General features: G+C 67.5%; 23 protein-coding genes, 1 tRNA gene and 1 other RNA gene. 13 read left to right on the top strand and 12 right to left on the bottom strand.

Annotated elements, in window-relative coordinates:
* Nucleotides 1-23: 23 nt before the first annotated feature.
* The 4 genes from ACZ5KP_RS05165 to ACZ5KP_RS05150 all read right to left on the bottom strand — a co-directional run bounded on the left by ACZ5KP_RS05165 (nucleotide 24) and on the right by ACZ5KP_RS05150 (nucleotide 3,044).
* Nucleotides 24-590, bottom strand: a complete 567-nt coding sequence (locus ACZ5KP_RS05165; protein ID WP_460920616.1) for an adenylate kinase family protein — start codon at nucleotides 588-590, stop codon at nucleotides 24-26.
* Entirely contained in the window at nucleotides 587-1,696 is a 1,110-nt protein-coding gene (gene hisC, locus ACZ5KP_RS05160; protein ID WP_460920614.1) for a histidinol-phosphate transaminase, read from the bottom strand. The genes ACZ5KP_RS05165 and hisC overlap by 4 nt, the downstream gene beginning before the upstream one ends.
* Nucleotides 1,697-2,224: 528 nt before the next feature.
* An RNA gene (ffs, locus tag ACZ5KP_RS05155) (signal recognition particle sRNA) lies at nucleotides 2,225-2,536 on the bottom strand.
* 91 nt (nucleotides 2,537-2,627) lie between these two features.
* On the bottom strand, nucleotides 2,628-3,044 hold the full coding sequence (locus ACZ5KP_RS05150; RefSeq protein WP_460920612.1) for a DUF7548 family protein: 417 nt from the start codon (nucleotides 3,042-3,044) through the stop codon (nucleotides 2,628-2,630).
* Between the two features lie 150 nt (nucleotides 3,045-3,194).
* Here ACZ5KP_RS05150 and ACZ5KP_RS05145 point away from each other — a divergent pair, with 150 nt between their 5' ends.
* Nucleotides 3,195-3,584, top strand: a complete 390-nt coding sequence (locus ACZ5KP_RS05145) for a DUF5798 family protein (protein WP_460920610.1) — start codon at nucleotides 3,195-3,197, stop codon at nucleotides 3,582-3,584.
* A 70-nt stretch (nucleotides 3,585-3,654) separates the two neighbouring features.
* Here ACZ5KP_RS05145 and ACZ5KP_RS05140 read toward each other — a convergent pair whose 3' ends face one another.
* The 3 genes from ACZ5KP_RS05140 to carA form a co-directional block, all read right to left on the bottom strand.
* A complete protein-coding gene (locus tag ACZ5KP_RS05140; RefSeq protein ID WP_460920608.1) occupies nucleotides 3,655-4,170 on the bottom strand; it encodes a macro domain-containing protein in 516 nt (171 codons plus the stop codon).
* A gap of 111 nt (nucleotides 4,171-4,281) precedes the next feature.
* The gene (locus ACZ5KP_RS05135) at nucleotides 4,282-5,004 is read right to left on the bottom strand and encodes a glutamine amidotransferase (RefSeq protein WP_460920606.1); all 723 of its coding nucleotides are present in this window, start codon (nucleotides 5,002-5,004) and stop codon (nucleotides 4,282-4,284) included.
* A gap of 239 nt (nucleotides 5,005-5,243) precedes the next feature.
* Nucleotides 5,244-6,320, bottom strand: coding sequence for a glutamine-hydrolyzing carbamoyl-phosphate synthase small subunit (carA, locus tag ACZ5KP_RS05130; RefSeq protein WP_460920604.1), 1,077 nt, complete (start codon nucleotides 6,318-6,320; stop codon nucleotides 5,244-5,246).
* Nucleotides 6,321-6,425: 105 nt separating this feature from the next.
* Here carA and ACZ5KP_RS05125 point away from each other — a divergent pair, with 105 nt between their 5' ends.
* A complete protein-coding gene (locus tag ACZ5KP_RS05125; RefSeq protein ID WP_460920602.1) occupies nucleotides 6,426-6,839 on the top strand; it encodes an Lrp/AsnC family transcriptional regulator in 414 nt (137 codons plus the stop codon).
* A gap of 137 nt (nucleotides 6,840-6,976) precedes the next feature.
* Here the strand turns inward: ACZ5KP_RS05125 and ACZ5KP_RS05120 are convergent, their stop codons facing one another.
* Entirely contained in the window at nucleotides 6,977-7,405 is a 429-nt protein-coding gene (locus ACZ5KP_RS05120; protein WP_460920600.1) for a hypothetical protein, read from the bottom strand.
* Between ACZ5KP_RS05120 and ACZ5KP_RS05115 the strand changes: the two genes are divergently transcribed.
* Complete coding sequence (locus ACZ5KP_RS05115; RefSeq protein WP_460920598.1) at nucleotides 7,404-8,027, top strand: NUDIX hydrolase; 624 nt, start codon at nucleotides 7,404-7,406, stop codon at nucleotides 8,025-8,027. The two genes, ACZ5KP_RS05120 and ACZ5KP_RS05115, sit on opposite strands and share 2 nt — an antisense overlap.
* A gap of 312 nt (nucleotides 8,028-8,339) precedes the next feature.
* Nucleotides 8,340-8,702, top strand: coding sequence for a DUF7853 family protein (locus ACZ5KP_RS05110; RefSeq protein ID WP_460920596.1), 363 nt, complete (start codon nucleotides 8,340-8,342; stop codon nucleotides 8,700-8,702).
* 54 nt (nucleotides 8,703-8,756) lie between these two features.
* Here ACZ5KP_RS05110 and ACZ5KP_RS05105 read toward each other — a convergent pair whose 3' ends face one another.
* From ACZ5KP_RS05105 to ACZ5KP_RS05090, 4 genes are all read right to left on the bottom strand, one after another.
* Nucleotides 8,757-9,056 carry a hypothetical protein gene (locus ACZ5KP_RS05105; RefSeq protein ID WP_460920594.1) on the bottom strand — a complete coding sequence of 100 codons (300 nt, stop codon included), beginning with the start codon at nucleotides 9,054-9,056 and terminating at the stop codon, nucleotides 8,757-8,759.
* Nucleotides 9,057-9,139: 83 nt separating this feature from the next.
* A complete protein-coding gene (locus ACZ5KP_RS05100) occupies nucleotides 9,140-9,607 on the bottom strand; it encodes a toxin-antitoxin system TumE family protein (RefSeq protein ID WP_460920592.1) in 468 nt (155 codons plus the stop codon).
* Nucleotides 9,604-10,116, bottom strand: coding sequence for a DUF7342 family protein (locus ACZ5KP_RS05095; protein WP_460920590.1), 513 nt, complete (start codon nucleotides 10,114-10,116; stop codon nucleotides 9,604-9,606). The genes ACZ5KP_RS05100 and ACZ5KP_RS05095 overlap by 4 nt, the downstream gene beginning before the upstream one ends.
* Nucleotides 10,117-10,182: 66 nt before the next feature.
* Nucleotides 10,183-11,226, bottom strand: coding sequence for a zinc-binding dehydrogenase (locus tag ACZ5KP_RS05090; protein WP_460920588.1), 1,044 nt, complete (start codon nucleotides 11,224-11,226; stop codon nucleotides 10,183-10,185).
* Between the two features lie 116 nt (nucleotides 11,227-11,342).
* On the opposite strand from ACZ5KP_RS05090, the gene ACZ5KP_RS05085 reads away from it, so the two are divergent.
* The 9 genes from ACZ5KP_RS05085 to ACZ5KP_RS05045 all read left to right on the top strand — a co-directional run bounded on the left by ACZ5KP_RS05085 (nucleotide 11,343) and on the right by ACZ5KP_RS05045 (nucleotide 16,805).
* Nucleotides 11,343-11,930, top strand: coding sequence for a GNAT family N-acetyltransferase (locus ACZ5KP_RS05085; RefSeq protein ID WP_460920586.1), 588 nt, complete (start codon nucleotides 11,343-11,345; stop codon nucleotides 11,928-11,930).
* Nucleotides 11,931-12,057: 127 nt separating this feature from the next.
* Nucleotides 12,058-13,107: a GTP 3',8-cyclase MoaA gene (gene moaA, locus ACZ5KP_RS05080; RefSeq protein ID WP_460920584.1), complete on the top strand. Its 1,050-nt coding sequence runs from the start codon at nucleotides 12,058-12,060 to the stop codon at nucleotides 13,105-13,107.
* A gap of 212 nt (nucleotides 13,108-13,319) precedes the next feature.
* Nucleotides 13,320-13,760: a hypothetical protein gene (locus ACZ5KP_RS05075; RefSeq protein ID WP_460920582.1), complete on the top strand. Its 441-nt coding sequence runs from the start codon at nucleotides 13,320-13,322 to the stop codon at nucleotides 13,758-13,760.
* Nucleotides 13,750-14,202, top strand: a complete 453-nt coding sequence (hepT, locus tag ACZ5KP_RS05070) for a type VII toxin-antitoxin system HepT family RNase toxin (protein WP_460920580.1) — start codon at nucleotides 13,750-13,752, stop codon at nucleotides 14,200-14,202. Before ACZ5KP_RS05075 ends, hepT begins: the two co-directional genes overlap by 11 nt.
* Before the next feature lie 151 nt (nucleotides 14,203-14,353).
* Nucleotides 14,354-14,437 (top strand) — tRNA-Ser (locus tag ACZ5KP_RS05065).
* Nucleotides 14,438-14,568: 131 nt separating this feature from the next.
* Nucleotides 14,569-15,105 carry a 30S ribosomal protein S13 gene (locus tag ACZ5KP_RS05060; protein ID WP_460920578.1) on the top strand — a complete coding sequence of 179 codons (537 nt, stop codon included), beginning with the start codon at nucleotides 14,569-14,571 and terminating at the stop codon, nucleotides 15,103-15,105.
* A complete protein-coding gene (locus ACZ5KP_RS05055) occupies nucleotides 15,106-15,630 on the top strand; it encodes a 30S ribosomal protein S4 (protein ID WP_460920576.1) in 525 nt (174 codons plus the stop codon).
* Nucleotides 15,630-16,019, top strand: coding sequence for a 30S ribosomal protein S11 (locus ACZ5KP_RS05050; RefSeq protein ID WP_020445891.1), 390 nt, complete (start codon nucleotides 15,630-15,632; stop codon nucleotides 16,017-16,019). The genes ACZ5KP_RS05055 and ACZ5KP_RS05050 overlap by 1 nt, the downstream gene beginning before the upstream one ends.
* A 3-nt stretch (nucleotides 16,020-16,022) precedes the next feature.
* Entirely contained in the window at nucleotides 16,023-16,805 is a 783-nt protein-coding gene (locus tag ACZ5KP_RS05045; protein WP_460920574.1) for a DNA-directed RNA polymerase subunit D, read from the top strand.
* Nucleotides 16,806-16,856: the final 51 nt, after the last annotated feature.

The raw sequence follows: 16,856 nt of genomic DNA, 5'->3' as shown, positions 1-16,856 counted from the left end.
CGCCGCACCGCCGCGATCGGTCCTCAGAAGTAATCCGTGTAGTCGACGGTGCCCGCACTGGGCTCTCGATCGCCGACGATCGCGGCCCTGATCTCGGCGGCGACCTCGGCGGGCGAGCGGTCCGTCGTCTCGATCTCGTAGACGGCGTCGCGGCCGTGGCGGTCGACCGCTTCCGCGAGGATCACGTCGAGGGCCTCGCTCTCGGCGTTCTCCGCGATGCTCGCTGCAGACTCGGCCTTCTCGGGGTTCGCTTCGCCGCGCTCCTCCAGTCGGCGTTCGAGTTCCGCCGGTGCACAGCGCAGGACGATCACCCGGTCCACGTCGAGGTGGTGGGCGAGATGTGATTCGACGAGTACGTCGTCCTGGCCGTCGAGATACTCGGTGATGGCCTCGAAGTCGACGACGTAGCTGTCCCGTTCTTTGTCGAGCTCCTCGTAGAGCCCCTCGGGTTCGATCAGCTCGTTGAGGTGGATCACGTCGAGATCCATCGGCACGCTGGGACCTGCTGTGTCGTCGGAGTCGCCCGATTCGAGCGCTTCGACGGCACTGGTCTTGCCCGTACCGGGCGTGCCGGTGACGGCGACCCTCATCGCTCGGTGGCGGCCTCGGCCTCGTTCTCGGATCGGCGATCGAGCACCCCGTTCACCGCCTCGACGGCGGCTTTCGTCCCCCCTTCGGTGCCACAGGTGATCCGGATGCACTCGGGGAGCCCGAAGCTCGTGCAGTCCCGGACGATGACGCCCTCGTGCTTGAGCGCCTCCGCGACCTCGGTGGCGTCGCCGACCTCGACGAGGAGGAAGTTCCCCCCGCTCTCCCACGTTGGCGCGTCGAGATTCTCGGCCATGTACTCGCGTGCCCAGGCGACGGTCTCGACGGAGCGCTCGACGTGGTCGTCGGTCTCCATCGCGGCGAGGCCGGCCCGGCAGGCCAGTTCGCTGACCGCGAAGGGCGTGTTGACCTTCGCGTAGGCGTCCGCCCACTCCTCGGGGACGAGCGCGTAGCCCAGCCGGAGCCCCGCGAGCCCGTAGGCCTTCGAGAACGTCCGGAGGACGGCGACGTCGTCGCGATCCTTGAGGAGCGTCCGGGCGCTCTCGACGTCGGCGAACTCGCCGTAGGCCTCGTCGACGACGACCAGCGCGTCCTCGCCCGTGCGGTCGGCGATCGCCTCGACGTCGTTGAGATCGATCGTCGCGCCCGTGGGATTGTGCGGGCTCGTCAGGTAGACGACCCGCTCGCCGTCGTAGGCGTCGAGGACGGTCTCGGGCGTGACCTGGAAGTCGGCGGCCTTCGCGACCGGATACGTCGCCACCTCGCCGTGGTGGTAGCGGGCGCTCATCGGGTAGTAGGCGAAGCCCGGTTCGGGGGCGAGAATCGACTGGTCGGGTTCGATCGTCGCGCGGTGGAGGAGATCGATCGCGCCGTCGGCGCCCGCGGAGAGCCAGACCTGCTCGTCGTCGAGGCCCCAGCGCTCGGCGATGGCGTTCGTGAGGTCCGAGTGCGCCGAGGTCGGGTAGGCGCTGATCCGATCGGCGTGCTCGCGGAGCGCGTCGACGGACGCCTCTGGCGGGCCGAGCGGGTTCTCGTTCGAGGCGAGTTTGATCAGCGAGTCGGGATCGACGCCGAGTTCGCGGGCCACCTCCTCGATGCCCTCGCCGGGGACGTACGCCGCGTGCGAGGACAGGTCCCGTGGTTCCATGCGCGAATCGTGGCGGTGTCGGCACTTAACGGCGTTCGTTCCGTGGGAGTGGTGGGCAGGGTGTTCGTGATGGAAATCGGGTGCGAATCTGCGCAGGGCCTTCTACGCGCGCTACTTCCGGAACTATCAGAGGCCCGACCGCAAGGCGGGTGAAAGCCCTCACCCGCTCGCGGCCGCTGAGCGACATATCCTCGCTCGCATTGCTCGCTCGGATAGGGGCCGCTCAGCGACGCGCGAACCGGGTTCGCCCTTTCAGTCCACCAGGCAGGGTGTGGGTGGAAGCCCACTGAGCAGCCGCCATTCCTGGCGGAATGAAAGGGCGAGGCGGGCTCGCGCTTGCCTTGGTCGTTCGGCGGCCCCTATCGCGCCGCGGGCGGTGCGGAGAGCGGCGCGATATGTCGCCGAACGGCCGCGAGCACGTCGAGGGCTTTCGAGGCTACTCCGGAGGTTGCTATTCACTGAATAATCCCCGCGACCGTCACCAGTCCGGGGCATTCGCTCACTGTCGAACGTAATACCGAGATGAATGGGTGGACGGCCCGAGTTGCCCGATCGTTCCCGTCCGGGTCAGCCCGGTCGCCTCCTCCACCCCGCGACCCGGCGAGCGACGACTGTCCGGCGGTCCGCTGCTCGCTTCCGCGCCTGACGGCTGCCACCGGTTAACCGCGACGGCTCGCCCCTGCAGGCGATCGCCGCGGACCGTCGTCCCCGACGGACGAGGCTTCGACGTCGGCTTCCGGGGCCCGGTCGGGGGTGACCAGACGCCCCGGGCGTTCGGCCCCCGCTGAAGACCATTTCGCGGGCGGGGAGCAGGGCCTAGCTGCCCGGCCTAGTCCATTCCATCCTTTCCCCCTGTAGGGGAAGTACCTTTCGGAGCGCAGGGAGGGAAATCGACACACGCAACGGGGGCGATTCGCATCGAGCCACGCACTCAGAACAATCGGAGCGCGTAGGCGTACCAGACGCCACACAGCGCCACTGCGGCGGAGCTCCCGACGACCGCCCAGCGATGGAACTCGAACCACTCCTCGGCGGTGATCCCGAGGACGACGTCGAGTGGCACCGCCAGCGCCCACGTCGCCGCGAGCGCCGTTCCCACGACCCCGAGGCCCAGCGCCGCCCCGGCAGCGGTGGCCGGGTCCGCGCGGCCGCGCTGGCCCGACGCGAAGATCACCGCCGTCACGAACGCCACGATCAGGACGGTCAGCCCGCTCACCAGCCCGAAGTCGTAGTACGTCGCGATCGACTGCGCGCTGGCCTCGGGAAGGAGGTACGGCACCAGGATCACCAGTGCCGCGAGCAGCGAAACGACGGTCCCGACCGCCGCGGGGAGCCGCTGCCAGTCCATACCGACGACTGGGGTCGACGGGCGCTTAAGCGCGACGTTCGGCGTAGCGGCCCCGGCCCCAGTAGTGGGGCCGCCCGGGCAGTGACCGTGTCTGCTGGGGACGCGACTGCGACCGGAAGACCCTCAACCCTCGATCACGGACGGGAACCCATGGCACTGGGCGGCACCGCGAAGAAGATTCAGAAGCTCGCGGACACGGCGGAGAAGCTCTTCGAGCAGATCAAGGACCTCCAGCAGCGGATGATCAACGTCGAGGAGTCGGTCGACGAGTCCACGCAACGACTCGACGCGCTGGAAGTCGAGAGCGAGAAACAGCGCGTGCTGCTGGAGGCGATCGCCGAAGAGCACGGCATCGACGTCGAGCAGCTGCTTGCCGAGGCCGCGATCGACGAGGCCGAACCGGTGGGAGAGGATTCGAAGGCAGCCGACGACGGCACAACAGCCGAGGCGGACGGAGCGGAAACCGCCGCCGCGTCCACGGACGGCGCCACCGACGACGGACCGACGGTCGTCGACGACCAGGGCAACACCGTCGAGTAATCGCGGTGCAGGTCGGCCGGCGCGTCACCGTTTCCAGAACACCTCCATCGCGGGCAACTCGCGCGGAGCCTCACTCGCGAAACCCGTCGAACTCCCCAGCGGCGCGTCGCATCGCCGCGTACTCCTCGTCGCTGTAGGCGATCAGTCGAGCGTCCGCGAGACTCGTCGGCTCCCAGCCGTCGACGACGCCGGCGATGATCCGGACGCCATCCTCCAAATCGAAGCCTGCAACGCCACAGCCCAGCGCGGGGAGTACGATCGACTCGCAGTCGAGTTCCTCGGCGCGCTCCAGCGCGTTCCGGGTCGCGTCGCGGATGCTCCGTTCGGTCGCCTGCCCGTCGCCGTAGTGGGGCATCGCCGCAGCGTGGATCACGTACTCCGCATCGAGATCGAACGCGTCGGTGACCGCGACGCCGCCGAGATCGACGGGCCCCTGCTCGACGGCCGCCTCGTTGATTTGGCCGTTCGCGCCGCGGCGGAGCGCGCCGGCGACGCCGCTGCCCATCTGGAGGCTCGTTCCCGCGGCGTTGACGAGCGCGTCCGCGGACTGTGCTGCGATGTCGCCCTGTAGCACGCGGAACTCCATGGCCGTTCGTTCGGCGGAGTCGTCGAAAAACGTGGCGTCGAGTCCGCAGCGGCGCCGAGTCTGCAGCGGCACCGAGTTCGCAGCGGCGCCTTCGTCCAGCGCCGAATCGATTCAGACCAGCCGATCCAGCAGCGCGTCCCAGAGTTTCGGCAGGTGTTCCCACTCGAGGAACGCCTCGGGCGCCCAGTGGGGTGCACAGTCGGTCGCGTACGCGAGCGTCGTCCCCTCGCCGTGGTCGCCGACGACCACCAGCGGATCCTCGCGGACGGTCGCGAGCACCTGGGCGTCGGCGTCGGCGGTCAGGGCGTTGTAGCCCAGCACGTGGGGCCACTCCTCGGGAAGCTCCTCGATCCCGCGATTCACCGGCGTCGCGCCCTCGGGCGTCTCCACCCGGTCGTCGTGGTGGGCGATCTCGACGGGCAGGACGTCCGCGAGTTCGGTGCGGGCGTAGCCCGCCGCGCCGTGCTCGCCGGCGAAGCTCGTGTAGCCGCCGAGCATCCCGAGCGCGCCGCCATCGGCGACCCACTCACCGAGGAGCTTGCAGCGGTTCACGTCCGTCTCGCCGGCGGAGACCTGCGGCGTGAGAAGCAGGGTCTGGGCGCCGATGTCCGACAGCAAGACGAGATCGTACTGATCGAGGGCGGCTTTGCTCCTGGGGAACTCTCGCAACGCGACGTCGGCTGGCTGGTGCGTGACGGACGCGCCAATCGATTCGAGAGCCTCGACGAGACGGTCCGCGGGCTCCGTATAGTCCGTCCCCATCGACACGTCCCGACCTTTCACGAGAAGAGAGGTCGACGACCACGACTCGCCGGCGAGCAGGATCTCGGTCATCGTTCACTCGAACGTCCGCTACCGCACCCTTGAGTCTCCCGGCAGTCGGCGTTCCCTGCCGGTGTTTCCGAGGGATTTACTCCAGTACGTGTGAGCCCTTCGAGCGACGACGCTCCGGGAGTAGAAAAACGGGCGGTCGTGACGAAATCAGGATCACTCCTGATGGGAGGACGGCGTGAGGAGGGATGCACAACTGATCGGACGAGTCGGCCGAGGTCGAGAAACGGCGGTGGTTTCCGTCAGTCGTCGGCGACGGCCGCGGAGTCGGCCGGCGCGGCGTCGGTCATCCCGAGCACGTCGTCGAAGAAGGAAAGCGAGTCGTGGGGGCCGGGATGCGCTTCGGGGTGGTACTGGCGAGTGATGATGTCGTGTTCGCCGGATTCGAGCCCCTCAGGGGTGTCGTCGTTGACGTTGATCTGCGTGACCTCGAGGACGTCGCCGGGCTCGGCGACGCTGTAGCCGTGGTTCTGGGTCGTCATGACGACCTGGTCCGTCCGGAGGTCCATGACGGGCTGGTTCACGCCGCGGTGGCCGAAGGCCATCTTCTCGGTCTCGCCGCCGAGCGCCTCGGCGACGATCTGCTGGCCGAGGCAGATGCCGGCGATGGGGTACTGATCGAGGGCCGCGTCGACGAGCTCGATCGCGGCGTCGAAGTTCACGGGGTCGCCGGGGCCGTTCGAGATGAACAGCAGGTCGGGGTCGATCGCGTCGACGTCCTCGATCGTGGCGTCGTAGGGGAGGACGTGGACCGTCGCGCCGCGCTGGACCAGGGACTTCTGGATCGAGCCCTTCGCGCCGCAGTCGACGAGTGCGACCTCCGCACCCTCGCCGTCGGCGTTGTACGTGACTGGCTCGTCGATCGAGACCTGTGCGCCGATGTCGGTGTGGTCGCTCATCGGGACGCAGTCCTCGAGGGCGTCGAGTGCGTCCTGGGGCGTGACGTCGTCGCCGACCGCGATGCCACACTCCATCGCGCCCTCCTCGCGGATGTCCACGACGAGGTCGCGCGTGTCGATGTGGTCGACGGCGGGGACGTCCTCTTCGTCGAGCCACTCGACGACGTCGTCGGTGAGCTCGCGCGAGACGACTGCCTTGGGTTGGACCCGATCGGACTCGAAGCGCTCCTCCCGGACGCCGTAGTTCCCGATCAGCGGGTACGAGAACGTGAGGATCTGCTCGGCGTAGGAGGGATCCGTCAGGCTCTCTTCATAGCCCGTGTAGGCGGTCGTAAACACCACTTCCCCGTTCGTGACTCCCGGAACGCGACCACGTGCCTCGATCACCTGGCCACCTTCCACCGCGACGTAGGCGTCCATCGTTACGAGATCCGAACGTCGCCGCCGGTGTTAATGCTTGCGTTCGAAGGATCGTTACGAAATTCGTAATCTCCAAGTCCCCCCGGTGGGAAGCTACTGATCTCGATGGACGACCTCGACCGGGAGATCCTCTCGATCCTCCGCCGGGACTCGCGGACGCCCTACACCGAGATCGCCGACGCGGTCGACACCTCGGAGGGCACCGTCCGCAACCGCGTCGAGCGCATGCTCGAGAACGGCGTGATCGAACGGTTCACCGTCTCTACCCACACGGGGAACCTAAAGGCGATGGTCGAGATCGAGGTGGACGTTGACGTCGACACCCACGCCGTCACCGACCGCATGGCCGAATGGTCCCAGGTCGACTTCGTCTGGATGGTCAGCGGCGAGCAGGACATCGTCCTGGGCGTCGACGCGCCGGACACCCAGGGCGTCAACGACCTCATCACGCAGGCCAGGGAGCTTCCCGAAGTCGTGAACACGAAGACGCGCCTGATTCTCGACGAACAGCTCGGCTGATCGGGGTCGCTTCCAGCCGCCCGTGCCGAGCTGTCGAATGGATTGGGCTACCGGCGTCGCGTCGATCCGGTCAGTTTCCAGTCGCCTCGCCCTCCCTGGAGACCCCTTCAGTCAGTGGATCGCGGCGTACGCGGGCGTCAGTTTCCATCGAGCGAGTACTCGCGGACCGCTGGTTCGACCCGACCGTTCCGGATCGCCGCGACGACGCTCTCGGGCGTGAGTTCGTCTGCATCCCCGGGCTTCCGAACGACCGACTTCGAAGGGTAGAGCGCGTCGCTGCCGCCGATGGATGGGCAGTGACGCTCTTCAGCGAGCGGGGCGACGCGCTCGTGGTGGGTGTGCTCACAGTTGCCATCGACGGCGAGATCGAGTCCGCGATCGTGCTGACGGCCGCCGTCCGCCCGGAAACTCTCTGGCTCGCCGTCGGCGACGGCTACGTCGTCGACGCCGATGGGCCAACGAGTCGGCGTAGGGACGGGCCGAGGCGCTCGACACAGCCGCTCGATCGAGGCTGCGCCGTATCGAGTCGAAGCCGCTATCAGTACCCTCGCCGTCCTTCGCCACATGGGTACCACGGAGAACGACGCCGGCGCGTCGGAGCGGACCGACGTCGCGACGGGGGAGGACGCGGAATCGGAGGAGGGAACGCTCGACCACCCCAACGCCGGCCAGGACGTCATCGCGGTCGACGAGAACGACGAGCCCGAAGGGACCGTCAACCGACTGGACGCTCATACCGGCGAGGGCATCCGCCACCGCGCGTTCACCTGCCTGCTGTTCGACGAGGACGACAACGTGTTGCTCGCACAGCGAAGTCCCGACAAGCGTCTCTGGGACACCTACTGGGACGGCACCGTCGCCTCCCACCCCGTCGAGGGACAGACCCAGGAGGAGGCGACCCGGGAGCGCCTCGAGGAGGAACTCGGCATCTCACCCGACCAGTACACCGATCTCCAGGTCACCGACCGCTTCGAGTACAAGCGCTACTTCGAGGACCAGGGCGTCGAGCACGAGGTCTGTGCGGTCCTGCAGGCCACGCTGACCGACAGCGATCTCGACCCCGACGAGGCGGAGGTCGCCGGCGTCCTCTGGGCGCCCTACGAGCGGCTCCACGAGAACCCCCGCTGGTACCGCCAGCTCCGTCTCTGTCCCTGGTTCGAGATCGCGATGCGCCGCGACGTCGACTGAGCTGTCTGTCGTCTTCGCACACGCTCGCGATTTCGTTCGTCGTTCTAGTTCGCCCCGTCCCCGCCGTTCACGTCCCTCCCCCGCCGTTCACGCCCCCGTCGTCTCTCTCTCGTTCGATCCCGTCGTTCGCGCCATTCAGCCACGTCGTTTCGACTCCAGCCCCGCCGCTTCTTCCGATCGATCTCGTCGGTTCCACTGTCCGGCCTCGCCGTTCCTCCGGTTCAATTCCGATCCATGTTAACGTGCCACAAAGACTTTTACCACGACGCCCGAAGATCGACGTGAGGGACGACGAAACCCCTCGGTGCACAGATGAGCACGACCGCCACCCAACCCGCGCCCGACGGACTGGATCTCTCCCGAGCCGAACAGTGGGTGCTCCACCACGTGATGGTCGAGCACGTCGACCGGGCGTACGAGACAGACGACGCACCGCCGTGGTGGGCGGTGTCCATCGCGGGCAAGCTCGAAACGGGCGGCGACGCCGGCCCTTCTCCGGGAACTGGCGTGCAGCTCGGCGACCGCGTGACGACGTTCGAGGCCTGGCGGATTCGGCAGGCACTCGTCGCCTACGCGGATCGCTCCGACGTGCCCGAGGACGACGCGAAGCTGGCCTGGCGTATCGTCGAGCGGCTCGACGCGACCTTCGAGGCCGCGCCGCGAGCCATCCGGTAGCGAGCGGCGTTCTTTTGCGCGGCGATCGCGACGATCCACGGTCAGTAGCGACCGTCAGGGTCGCGTCGTCGCCCAGACGGCGACGATCGCGAGGAAGAGGCCCGGCAACATCGGCAGGATGAGCAGCCGCACCCGCCACTCGATCGCTGGCGGACGGAGGTAGACCACCAGCGGGGCGACGATCAGCGACAGGAAGAGGACGACGAGCAGCAGGTCACCGCGCCACCCGAAGTTACGGTTCGCGGCGTCGGGATGGACGACGTCGTCGCCCGGCCGGTGGGTCGTCGTGCGCGTGGGCTCACCGCTGTCCTCGGCGTCGTCGTCCGCCGTTTCGCCCTCGGTCGTCGCAGACACACCCGACACTCGGCGGTCATGGCTCATAGTGACTTCGGAGCGTCGGCGTCGTGGTCGCCGTCGGACTGTAGCGTTGCATCGTATCAGTCGGCGTGCAGCGACTCGACTCGTTGCTCGATCCGGTCGAGGACGGCGAACAGCACGTCGAGGTGATGATCGGCGTCGATTCCGGACTCGACGACCTCGGCGGACGCGTCCGGTGGCGGATGAAAGTGCGAACGCGGCTCGTCGGGCTTTGGATGTCGGTCCCACCGACACTGCCAGCCACCGTTTCCCGTTCCGTGCTCTGCCTCGTCATCGTCACCGTCTTCTTCCGTTTCGAGGTAGTGGAGGGCGTAATCGCCGCCCTCGAACCACCTGACGTCGAGTCTCGCGGTGTCGATCGACGAGGGATACTGCTCCGCGTCGAGCTCGAGTTCGAGCCGTCGCGGGGACATCGCGCCAGGCTGCAGCGTCCACCGGTCCACGAGCGGATGCGAGACCGCACGCCTGGCCAGTACGGTGAGCGTCGCCACGTCGAGCGGGCCGGTCGGACGCTCGACGTCGGTCACGCTCGCGCTCCGTCACCCAGCCGTGTCTCTGCCCGCTGGACCGCCTGCCGCAATACCCGCACGTCCCGACGGACGGTCCGCCACTCGGAGAGGTCCGTCCAGCGATCGTGGAGTCCGTCGTGATCGTCGACGGCCAGATCGTCGAGCGAGACGGCGTCGGGGTCGGGCACGCCGTAGCGCTCCTGGTAGGATTCGTCTTCGGCGATCAGTTCGTCCACGCGCTGGCGAAGCGTCTCCGGGTCGTGCTCGCGGGCGAGATCTTCGACGCGCTTCCACGTGAGGTAGGCGTCGTTCCGTCGGTACGCGGCGGGCCGGCCGTCACGCCGCTCGACGATCCCCATCTCCGCGAGCTGCTCGAGTGCCTCTCGTGCCCCGGAGTCCGAGCACTCGGCGAGGTCGGCGATCTCGGCCGCCGTCGAGAACGACTGGCGACCGAGGACGATGTCGTAGACGCGCTGGAACGTCGTTCGATTCTCGTGCCAGCGGTCGGCGGCGCTGGATCCGCTCATGGGCGTTCATAGGAGTGCAGCGAATATATAACTTCTGCAGCAGCGATATTCACTCCAGATCCGCGTTCACTCGAGCTCGCTATCGGGCACCAGCACCACCTTTCCCACGCCCTCGCGCTCTTCGAGTAGCTCGTGGCCCCGGGCGGTCTCGCTCATCGGGAGCGTCGCCCGCGTCCGGACCTCGAACGTGCCATCCCACACCAGCTCGAGCACCTGATCCAGTTCGCCGGGGCTTGCCATCGTCGAGCCGATCACCTGCAGCTGGTTCCAGAAGATCCGGTTGATCGACGTGTCGGGGTTCGGTCCGGTCGTCGCGCCGCAGGTCAGGACGCGGCCACCCTTCGCGAGGCTGGCCAGTGAGTCCTGCCACGTCGCCGCGCCGACGTGATCGACGACGACGTCGACGCCGCGCCCGTCGGTCAGCGACCGGATCCGATCCGCGAAGTTCTCGTGCTCGTAATCGATCGCGTGCGTGGCACCGAGTGCTTCTGCTGCCTCGAGCTTTTCCTCGCTCGATCCCGTGGCGTAGACCGTCGCCCCGGCGTAGTTGGCGATCTGGACTGCCGCGTGACCGACCCCACCGCTGGCACCGAGCACGAGCACGTCCTCCCCGGCGGTCACGTCGCCGCGTTCGATCAGCATCCGCCAGGCGGTGCCGAATACGAGCGACGCGCTCCCGGCGGTCTCCCAGTCGACGTGCTCGGGAACCGAGACGAGGTTCTCGGCCGGGACTGCAGCGTACTCCGCGTGCACGCCGGGCCGGTGCTCGCCCAGCAGCGAGTACTCGACGCACATCGAGGGCTCGCCGTCGCGGCAGAACTCGCAGTCGCCACAGCTGACGCCGGCCCAGACGGCGACTCGATCGCCGGGCGCGAACTGATCGACGCGATCGCCGACGGCCTCGACCACGCCCGCGGCGTCGCAGCCGGGAGTGTGCGGCATCGCGAGGTCGGTGCCGGGCAGTCCGCGGCGGGCCCAGACGTCGACGTGGTTGAGCGCGCCGGCCTTCACGTGGAGGAGAACCTCCTCGGGCCCGGGTTCGGGCCGATCGACCTCGGCGTACTCGATGACGTCGCTCTCGCCGTGCCCCGTGAACTGGACGGCCTTCATGCTCCAACAGTTGGGTCGACCGGGGCATAATGCTCGGGGCAGTCTGGGCCCGATCCGGTTGTGATCGCGTGTCTGACCACCAAATATTGATACGGGCCGGAGCGCTACTTGTCGGTATGTACGTCCGGGACGCGAAAAACAGAGAGGAGGTGTGGCTACTCGACTCCATCGAGGCCTTCGGCCTGGACGACGCGGCGTTCCGATCCCGGGACTACGTGGTCGCCGTCGACGAGCACAACGGCGACAAGGCGGGCTTCGGGCGGATCCGGATCCACAAGACGGAGCAGGGCGAGTTCTGCGAGCTGACGAGCGTCGGCGTCCTCCCGGCGTGGCGCGGCCAGGGCGTCGGTGCCCACGTCATCGAACGACTGATCGAACACGCCCGCGACGAGGGGTTCGAGCGCGTCTACCTGTTCACGCCCGCTGCGGACTACGCCACGCAGCTCGGGTTCGAGCCGGTCGAATCCGCCGACCTGCCCGCGCCGATGGCCGAGCGACTCGAGACCGTTCGCGCCCGGGAGGGCGAGAGCGACGCCGTCGCGCTCACGCTCGCGGTCGAGGCGTTCGCGGTGCCCGAGCGACTCCGCGAGCGGTTCAAGAACGCCGCGCCCGACGGCGACGACGGCCCGGACGGCGACCCCGATGAGCAGGCCGAGGACTTCGGCATCGATACCGACCAGGCGACGTACAAGTACGACGTGTAGCGGGACGGTGCGATCTGCTTGCCGCCCTTCTTCCGAAGTGGTGCGATATCGAAACCACGGATGGTTACACAACCACTGTCAGTAACCGGATGTTTATGCATCGCCCTCCCGCAGTTCGCACCATCGGATGCTCGAAGACGAGTTCGGTCGCGAGGTCAGCGGCGTGCGCGTCTCGTTGACCGACCGGTGTAACTTCGACTGCGTCTACTGCCACAACGAGGGGCTGGGCGACGTTCGCGGGCCGATGGAGCCAACCGACGACGAGATCGGCGCCGACGCCGTCGTCGACTTCCTCGAGATCGCCGCCGAGTTCGACGTCGAGGCGGTGAAGTTCACCGGGGGCGAGCCGCTGCTCCGCGCGGACCTCGAGGAGATCGTTCGCCGCACCCCCGACGAGATGGCGGTCTCCCTGACGACGAACGGGACGATGCTCCCCGATCGCGCCGACGACCTCGTCGACGCCGGCGTCGAGCGGGTCAACGTCTCCCAGGATGCCATCGACCCCGACGCCTTCGCCGAGGTGACGAACTCCGGCGCGTACGACCGCGTGATCGAGGGCGTGGAGGCTGCACTCGACGCCGGGCTCGCGCCGGTCAAGCTCAACATGGTCGTCTTCGAGGCGACCGCGGGCTACGTGCCCCAGATGGTCGAGCACGTCGCCGCCAGCGACGGCCTCCAGCTCCAGCTCATCGAGTACATGCCGGAGATCGCCGGCAACCCCGAGTGGGCGGTGGATATCGAGCGGGTGCACGACTGGCTGGCGGAGACGGCCCACCGGATCGAGCACCGCGAGATGCACGGGCGACGGCGGTACTTTCTCCGTGAGGGTGCGACGGAGGCGGCTGCGGCTGGGGATGCCGAGGCCGTCGCCGCGGACGGTGGTGGGGCGGCTGCGACGTCGGCGGACGAAGCAGCGCCCGGCGAGGGGATGGTCGAGATCGTCGATCCCGTCGAAAACGAGGAGTTCTGTGCCAACTGCCACCGGGTCCGGCTCACCCACGACGGGAAGCTCAAGGGCTGTCTCAACCGTCACGACGATCTCCGATCGATCGGCGAGACGAAAGCGGATATCCGGGAGACGTTCCGCGAGACCGTCGCCAATCGGGTGCCCTACTACGGCGAGTACATGATCCAGGAGGACGGCGAGTGGGTCGTCAATCCGGAGTACATCGGCTGAACGTTGGAGTGCTACTCGATCGATAGGGGTAGCAAACCGCTTGGAAGCCCCCTCCCTGCCTGGGTGTCCCAGGAGCTACGATCTGTGGAACGTCCTCCCCGGCAACGTCACAGTACGAGTAGGGACGAAATCGCCCGATTTCCGCTCAGAACGCCGATCCAGGGAAGCCCGTTGGGCGAAACACTATCAGCCGGTAGGCCAAATACGCTGGTATGAGTGGGGACGTTCGGAACGAGCCGGACGACGCCGTCCTCGAGACGTGTCGTCGTATTCTCCGGAGACACGACGTCTCGACCGCGCTGCTGTTCGGCTCCGCCGCCGATCCCGAGCGGGCGGAGTGGCGCGATCTCGACCTCGTGGTCGAGTTCGCGAACGACCGTCCTGGCGACGACGGGTACAGTGCTACGTATCTCGGACTCCTGACTGACCTCGACGATGCGCTGGACGCCGACGTCGACGTCGTCGACGTTCACAGCGCCTCGCCGTCCTTCCTCGGTGTGACATTCAAGAACGGGCGATTGCTGGTCGGGAGCGAAGAACGACGACAGGAACTCCTCGACGAGCTCGGTGACGAACCGCCGACGATCGAGGACGCGCGACGCCGAGTCGCCGACGCGGCGAACAGGCTTCGCCAAGGCACGCATGGCGGATGAGGAGCTTCGACCGGAGGATGCCGCCCGTATTGCGGACGCCGTCGAGTCGATCGAGCGGACGATCGCTCGACTACGATCGGCTCAGTCACTCTCCAGAGCGGAGTACGGCAGCCAGGAGAACGTCGAGACGAGAGAAGCAGTCGAGCGTCGGTTCGAGACGCTCACAGCTGCGATGATCGATATCGCCGAGACGATCTGCCGGGTCGAGCGAGGACGCGTCCCCGATTCGCGGAAGGCTGCGATCACGGCGCTCGAGAACGACGGCGTGCTCCACGTCGATCTCGCCCGGCGGCTCCGAGAAGCAGTCGGATTTCGCGACGTCCTGGCACACACGTACGGTCCGGTCGTCAACGACGACATCGTCTACGACGCCCTCCAAAACGCACTTGACCGCTACGTGGAGTTCGTCGAGGCGATCCGTCAGTATATGGAGCCGGCGTAATTCCGGCCCGGGTTCACGGCCGCTGCTCCCCGTTCGTACCGATGCGGCTTCGGTGTGCTTAAGTAGCCGACTCCGGAAGCTAACACCGCGACACACCTGCAGGGGGACGAGCCCCCGAGTCCGCGAGGGCGCGAGTGACAGAGAGAGGCAGGTCGTGGTAGCCTAGCCTGGCCCAAGGCGCAGGGTTGCTAACTCTGTGGCGCAAGCCTCCGGGGTTCAAATCCCCGCCACGACGCTCTACTGACTCGCCGCCCGCTGTCTCGGCATCGGCCGAGCGCGGTCGGCAGGTCCCGTGTGGCCGAAGTGATCGGCCTCACACGACAACAGAAGCGGGACGCCACAAGCGTCCGAGGCTTCACCCAACACATGAGCGCAGAAGACACACCAGACGACGAAGACGAGGACCTTCGATACTTCGTCCGCATCGGGCAGACGGACCTCGATGGGACGAAGTCCGTCGAGCGGTCCCTTTCGGAGATGAACGGCATCGGCCGTCGAACGGCCCGCATCATCGCCGAGGAGGCAGGCGTCGACCGCCGCGCCACCTTCGGTGCTCTCGACGACGACGTCATCGAATCGGTCGTCGAGCTGGTCGAGTCCATCGACGAGGAGGTTCCCGACTGGATGGTCAACCGCCCCAGCGACTACTACACGGGCGAGGCCACCCACGAGATCGGGAACGACCTCAGCATGACCCGACAGCACGACATCAACCGCATGAAGAAGATCGACTCCTACAAGGGCGTCCGCCATCGCGGCGGCCACAAGGTCCGGGGACAGCGCACCAAGTCCACCGGCCGTACCGAGGGGACGATCGGCGTCAACGTCGAGGAGATCAAGGAGGACATGGCAGCCGAGGCCGCCGAAGAGGCCGAGGAAGAAGAAGACGAGGGGGGACTGTAGATGCCCCTCGGAAGCTCCACCAAGCGATACGAGACGCCGAACCATCCCTGGCAGGGCGAGCGCATCGCCGACGAGCACAACCTCGTCGAGCGGTACGGGCTCTCCAACAAGGAAGAGCTCTGGCGCGCCCAGTCCGAGCTTCGTGACTACCGACGAGAGGCCCGGAAGCTGCTCGGTCGCGCCGGCGGCGACGCCGAGGCCGCGACCCAGGAGGGTCGCGAGTTCCTCGCGCGCCTCAAGCGCTACGGCGTCCTCGACGAGTCCGAAGCGCTGGACGACGTCCTGTCCCTGGAGATCACCGACGTGCTCGAGCGTCGCCTACAGACCGTCGCCTACCGGAAGGGCATCGCGAACACGCCCCAGCAGGCGCGACAGTTCATCGTCCACGGCCACGTGACGATCGACGGCCAGCGCGTCCAGCGCCCGTCCTATAAGGTCGAAGTCGACGAGCAGGCCGACGTCGAGTTCGACGAGGCGAGCCCGCTGTCGGACGAGCTCCACCCCGAACGAGCGGAGGACCAATAATGGCAGACAACGACGACAAGTGGGGCATCGCCCACGTGCACGCATCGTTCAACAACACGATCCTGACGGTGACCGACCTCACCGGCGCCGAGACGATCGCGAAGTCGTCCGGCGGCGCGGTCGTGAAGCAGAACCGCGACGAGGCGTCTCCCTACGCCGCGATGCAGATGGCCGAGGAGATCGGTGAGGAGGTCCAGGAGGCCGGCTTCGAGGGCGTCCACGTTCGCGTCCGTGGCCCCGGCGGCAACCTCCAGAAGAGCCCCGGTCCGGGTGCGCAGGCGACGATCCGAGCGCTCGCCCGCGCCGGTCTCGAGATCGGTCGGATCGAGGACGTCACCCCGATCCCGCACGACGGATCGCGACCCCCGAAGGGCAAGAGCGGCTTCTAACCCATGACACAGGACTACGAGGTCGAGTACATCGAACGCGAGGAACGCGAAGCACGCGTCCTCGTCCGGGGCATCAGCCCCGCCTTCGCCAACGGCATTCGCCGGGCGATGGTCGCCGACGTGCCGACGGTGGCCATCGAGACCGTGCGGATCGTCGAGAACGAGTCGGTGATGTTCGACGAGCAGATCGGACACCGGCTCGGGCTCGTGCCGCTGACGACGCCGGTCGACGACTTCGAGATCGGCGAGGGCGTCACGCTGTCCCTGGACGTCGAGGGGCCGGACACGGCCTACTCCGGGGACATCGTCTCCAGCGACGAGCTGGTCCAGCCCGCCGAGGACAACGTGCCCATCATCGACCTCAAGGAGGACCAGCGGATCGAACTCGAGGCCGAGGCCGTTCTCGATCGCGGGCGCGAGCACGCGAAGCACCAGGGCGGCGTCTCCGTCGGCTACCGACACCTCCAGTACGTCGAGGTCGTCGGCGACCGCGGCGAGTACGAGGACGACGAGCCCCACGTCCTGCGCGGCGTCATCGAGGAGCGTGCACCCGAGCACGCTGCCGACGACGACGCGGCGGAGGGCGATCTCATCGCCACCGACGAGTTCGACAACGACCTCACGAACCGGTATCCCGACAAGGAGCTCGAGGTCCACGACGTCCCCGAGGCGTTCGTGTTCCACGTCGAAACCGACGGCTCGCTCGACGTCGAGACGCTGGTCACCGAGGCCATCGACTCGCTGGGCGATCGGGCCGACGCACTCGAGGAAGCCGTCCAGCTCTGAGGACCGCGAACGAACTACCAACTATACAGCACAGATGACCCTTCGAACCCA

This window comes from Salinarchaeum chitinilyticum, from assembly GCF_055390775.1.
Note: the sequence above shows the minus strand (reverse complement) of the source record. Positions and strands in the feature narration are given on the sequence as shown.

Bases quoted from the DNA above. Each gene is read 5' to 3' on its own strand.
- ACZ5KP_RS05125 (WP_460920602.1), top strand. From the start codon at position 6,426: ATGGACGACCTCGACCGGGAGATCCTCTCGATCCTCCGCCGGGACTCG.
- moaA (WP_460920584.1), top strand. From the start codon at position 12,058: ATGCTCGAAGACGAGTTCGGTCGCGAGGTCAGCGGCGTGCGCGTCTCG.
- carA (WP_460920604.1), bottom strand. From the start codon at position 6,320: ATGGACGCCTACGTCGCGGTGGAAGGTGGCCAGGTGATCGAGGCACGT.
- ACZ5KP_RS05060 (WP_460920578.1), top strand. From the start codon at position 14,569: ATGAGCGCAGAAGACACACCAGACGACGAAGACGAGGACCTTCGATAC.
- ACZ5KP_RS05115 (WP_460920598.1), top strand. From the start codon at position 7,404: ATGGGTACCACGGAGAACGACGCCGGCGCGTCGGAGCGGACCGACGTC.
- ACZ5KP_RS05135 (WP_460920606.1), bottom strand. From the start codon at position 5,004: ATGACCGAGATCCTGCTCGCCGGCGAGTCGTGGTCGTCGACCTCTCTT.
- ACZ5KP_RS05085 (WP_460920586.1), top strand. From the start codon at position 11,343: ATGTACGTCCGGGACGCGAAAAACAGAGAGGAGGTGTGGCTACTCGAC.
- ACZ5KP_RS05055 (WP_460920576.1), top strand. From the start codon at position 15,106: ATGCCCCTCGGAAGCTCCACCAAGCGATACGAGACGCCGAACCATCCC.
- ACZ5KP_RS05140 (WP_460920608.1), bottom strand. From the start codon at position 4,170: ATGGAGTTCCGCGTGCTACAGGGCGACATCGCAGCACAGTCCGCGGAC.
- ACZ5KP_RS05165 (WP_460920616.1), bottom strand. From the start codon at position 590: ATGAGGGTCGCCGTCACCGGCACGCCCGGTACGGGCAAGACCAGTGCC.
- ACZ5KP_RS05110 (WP_460920596.1), top strand. From the start codon at position 8,340: ATGAGCACGACCGCCACCCAACCCGCGCCCGACGGACTGGATCTCTCC.
- hepT (WP_460920580.1), top strand. From the start codon at position 13,750: ATGGCGGATGAGGAGCTTCGACCGGAGGATGCCGCCCGTATTGCGGAC.
- ACZ5KP_RS05120 (WP_460920600.1), bottom strand. From the start codon at position 7,405: ATGTGGCGAAGGACGGCGAGGGTACTGATAGCGGCTTCGACTCGATAC.
- ACZ5KP_RS05045 (WP_460920574.1), top strand. From the start codon at position 16,023: ATGACACAGGACTACGAGGTCGAGTACATCGAACGCGAGGAACGCGAA.
- ACZ5KP_RS05090 (WP_460920588.1), bottom strand. From the start codon at position 11,226: ATGAAGGCCGTCCAGTTCACGGGGCACGGCGAGAGCGACGTCATCGAG.
- ACZ5KP_RS05095 (WP_460920590.1), bottom strand. From the start codon at position 10,116: ATGAGCGGATCCAGCGCCGCCGACCGCTGGCACGAGAATCGAACGACG.
- ACZ5KP_RS05150 (WP_460920612.1), bottom strand. From the start codon at position 3,044: ATGGACTGGCAGCGGCTCCCCGCGGCGGTCGGGACCGTCGTTTCGCTG.
- ACZ5KP_RS05050 (WP_020445891.1), top strand. From the start codon at position 15,630: ATGGCAGACAACGACGACAAGTGGGGCATCGCCCACGTGCACGCATCG.
- hisC (WP_460920614.1), bottom strand. From the start codon at position 1,696: ATGGAACCACGGGACCTGTCCTCGCACGCGGCGTACGTCCCCGGCGAG.
- ACZ5KP_RS05075 (WP_460920582.1), top strand. From the start codon at position 13,320: ATGAGTGGGGACGTTCGGAACGAGCCGGACGACGCCGTCCTCGAGACG.
- ACZ5KP_RS05145 (WP_460920610.1), top strand. From the start codon at position 3,195: ATGGCACTGGGCGGCACCGCGAAGAAGATTCAGAAGCTCGCGGACACG.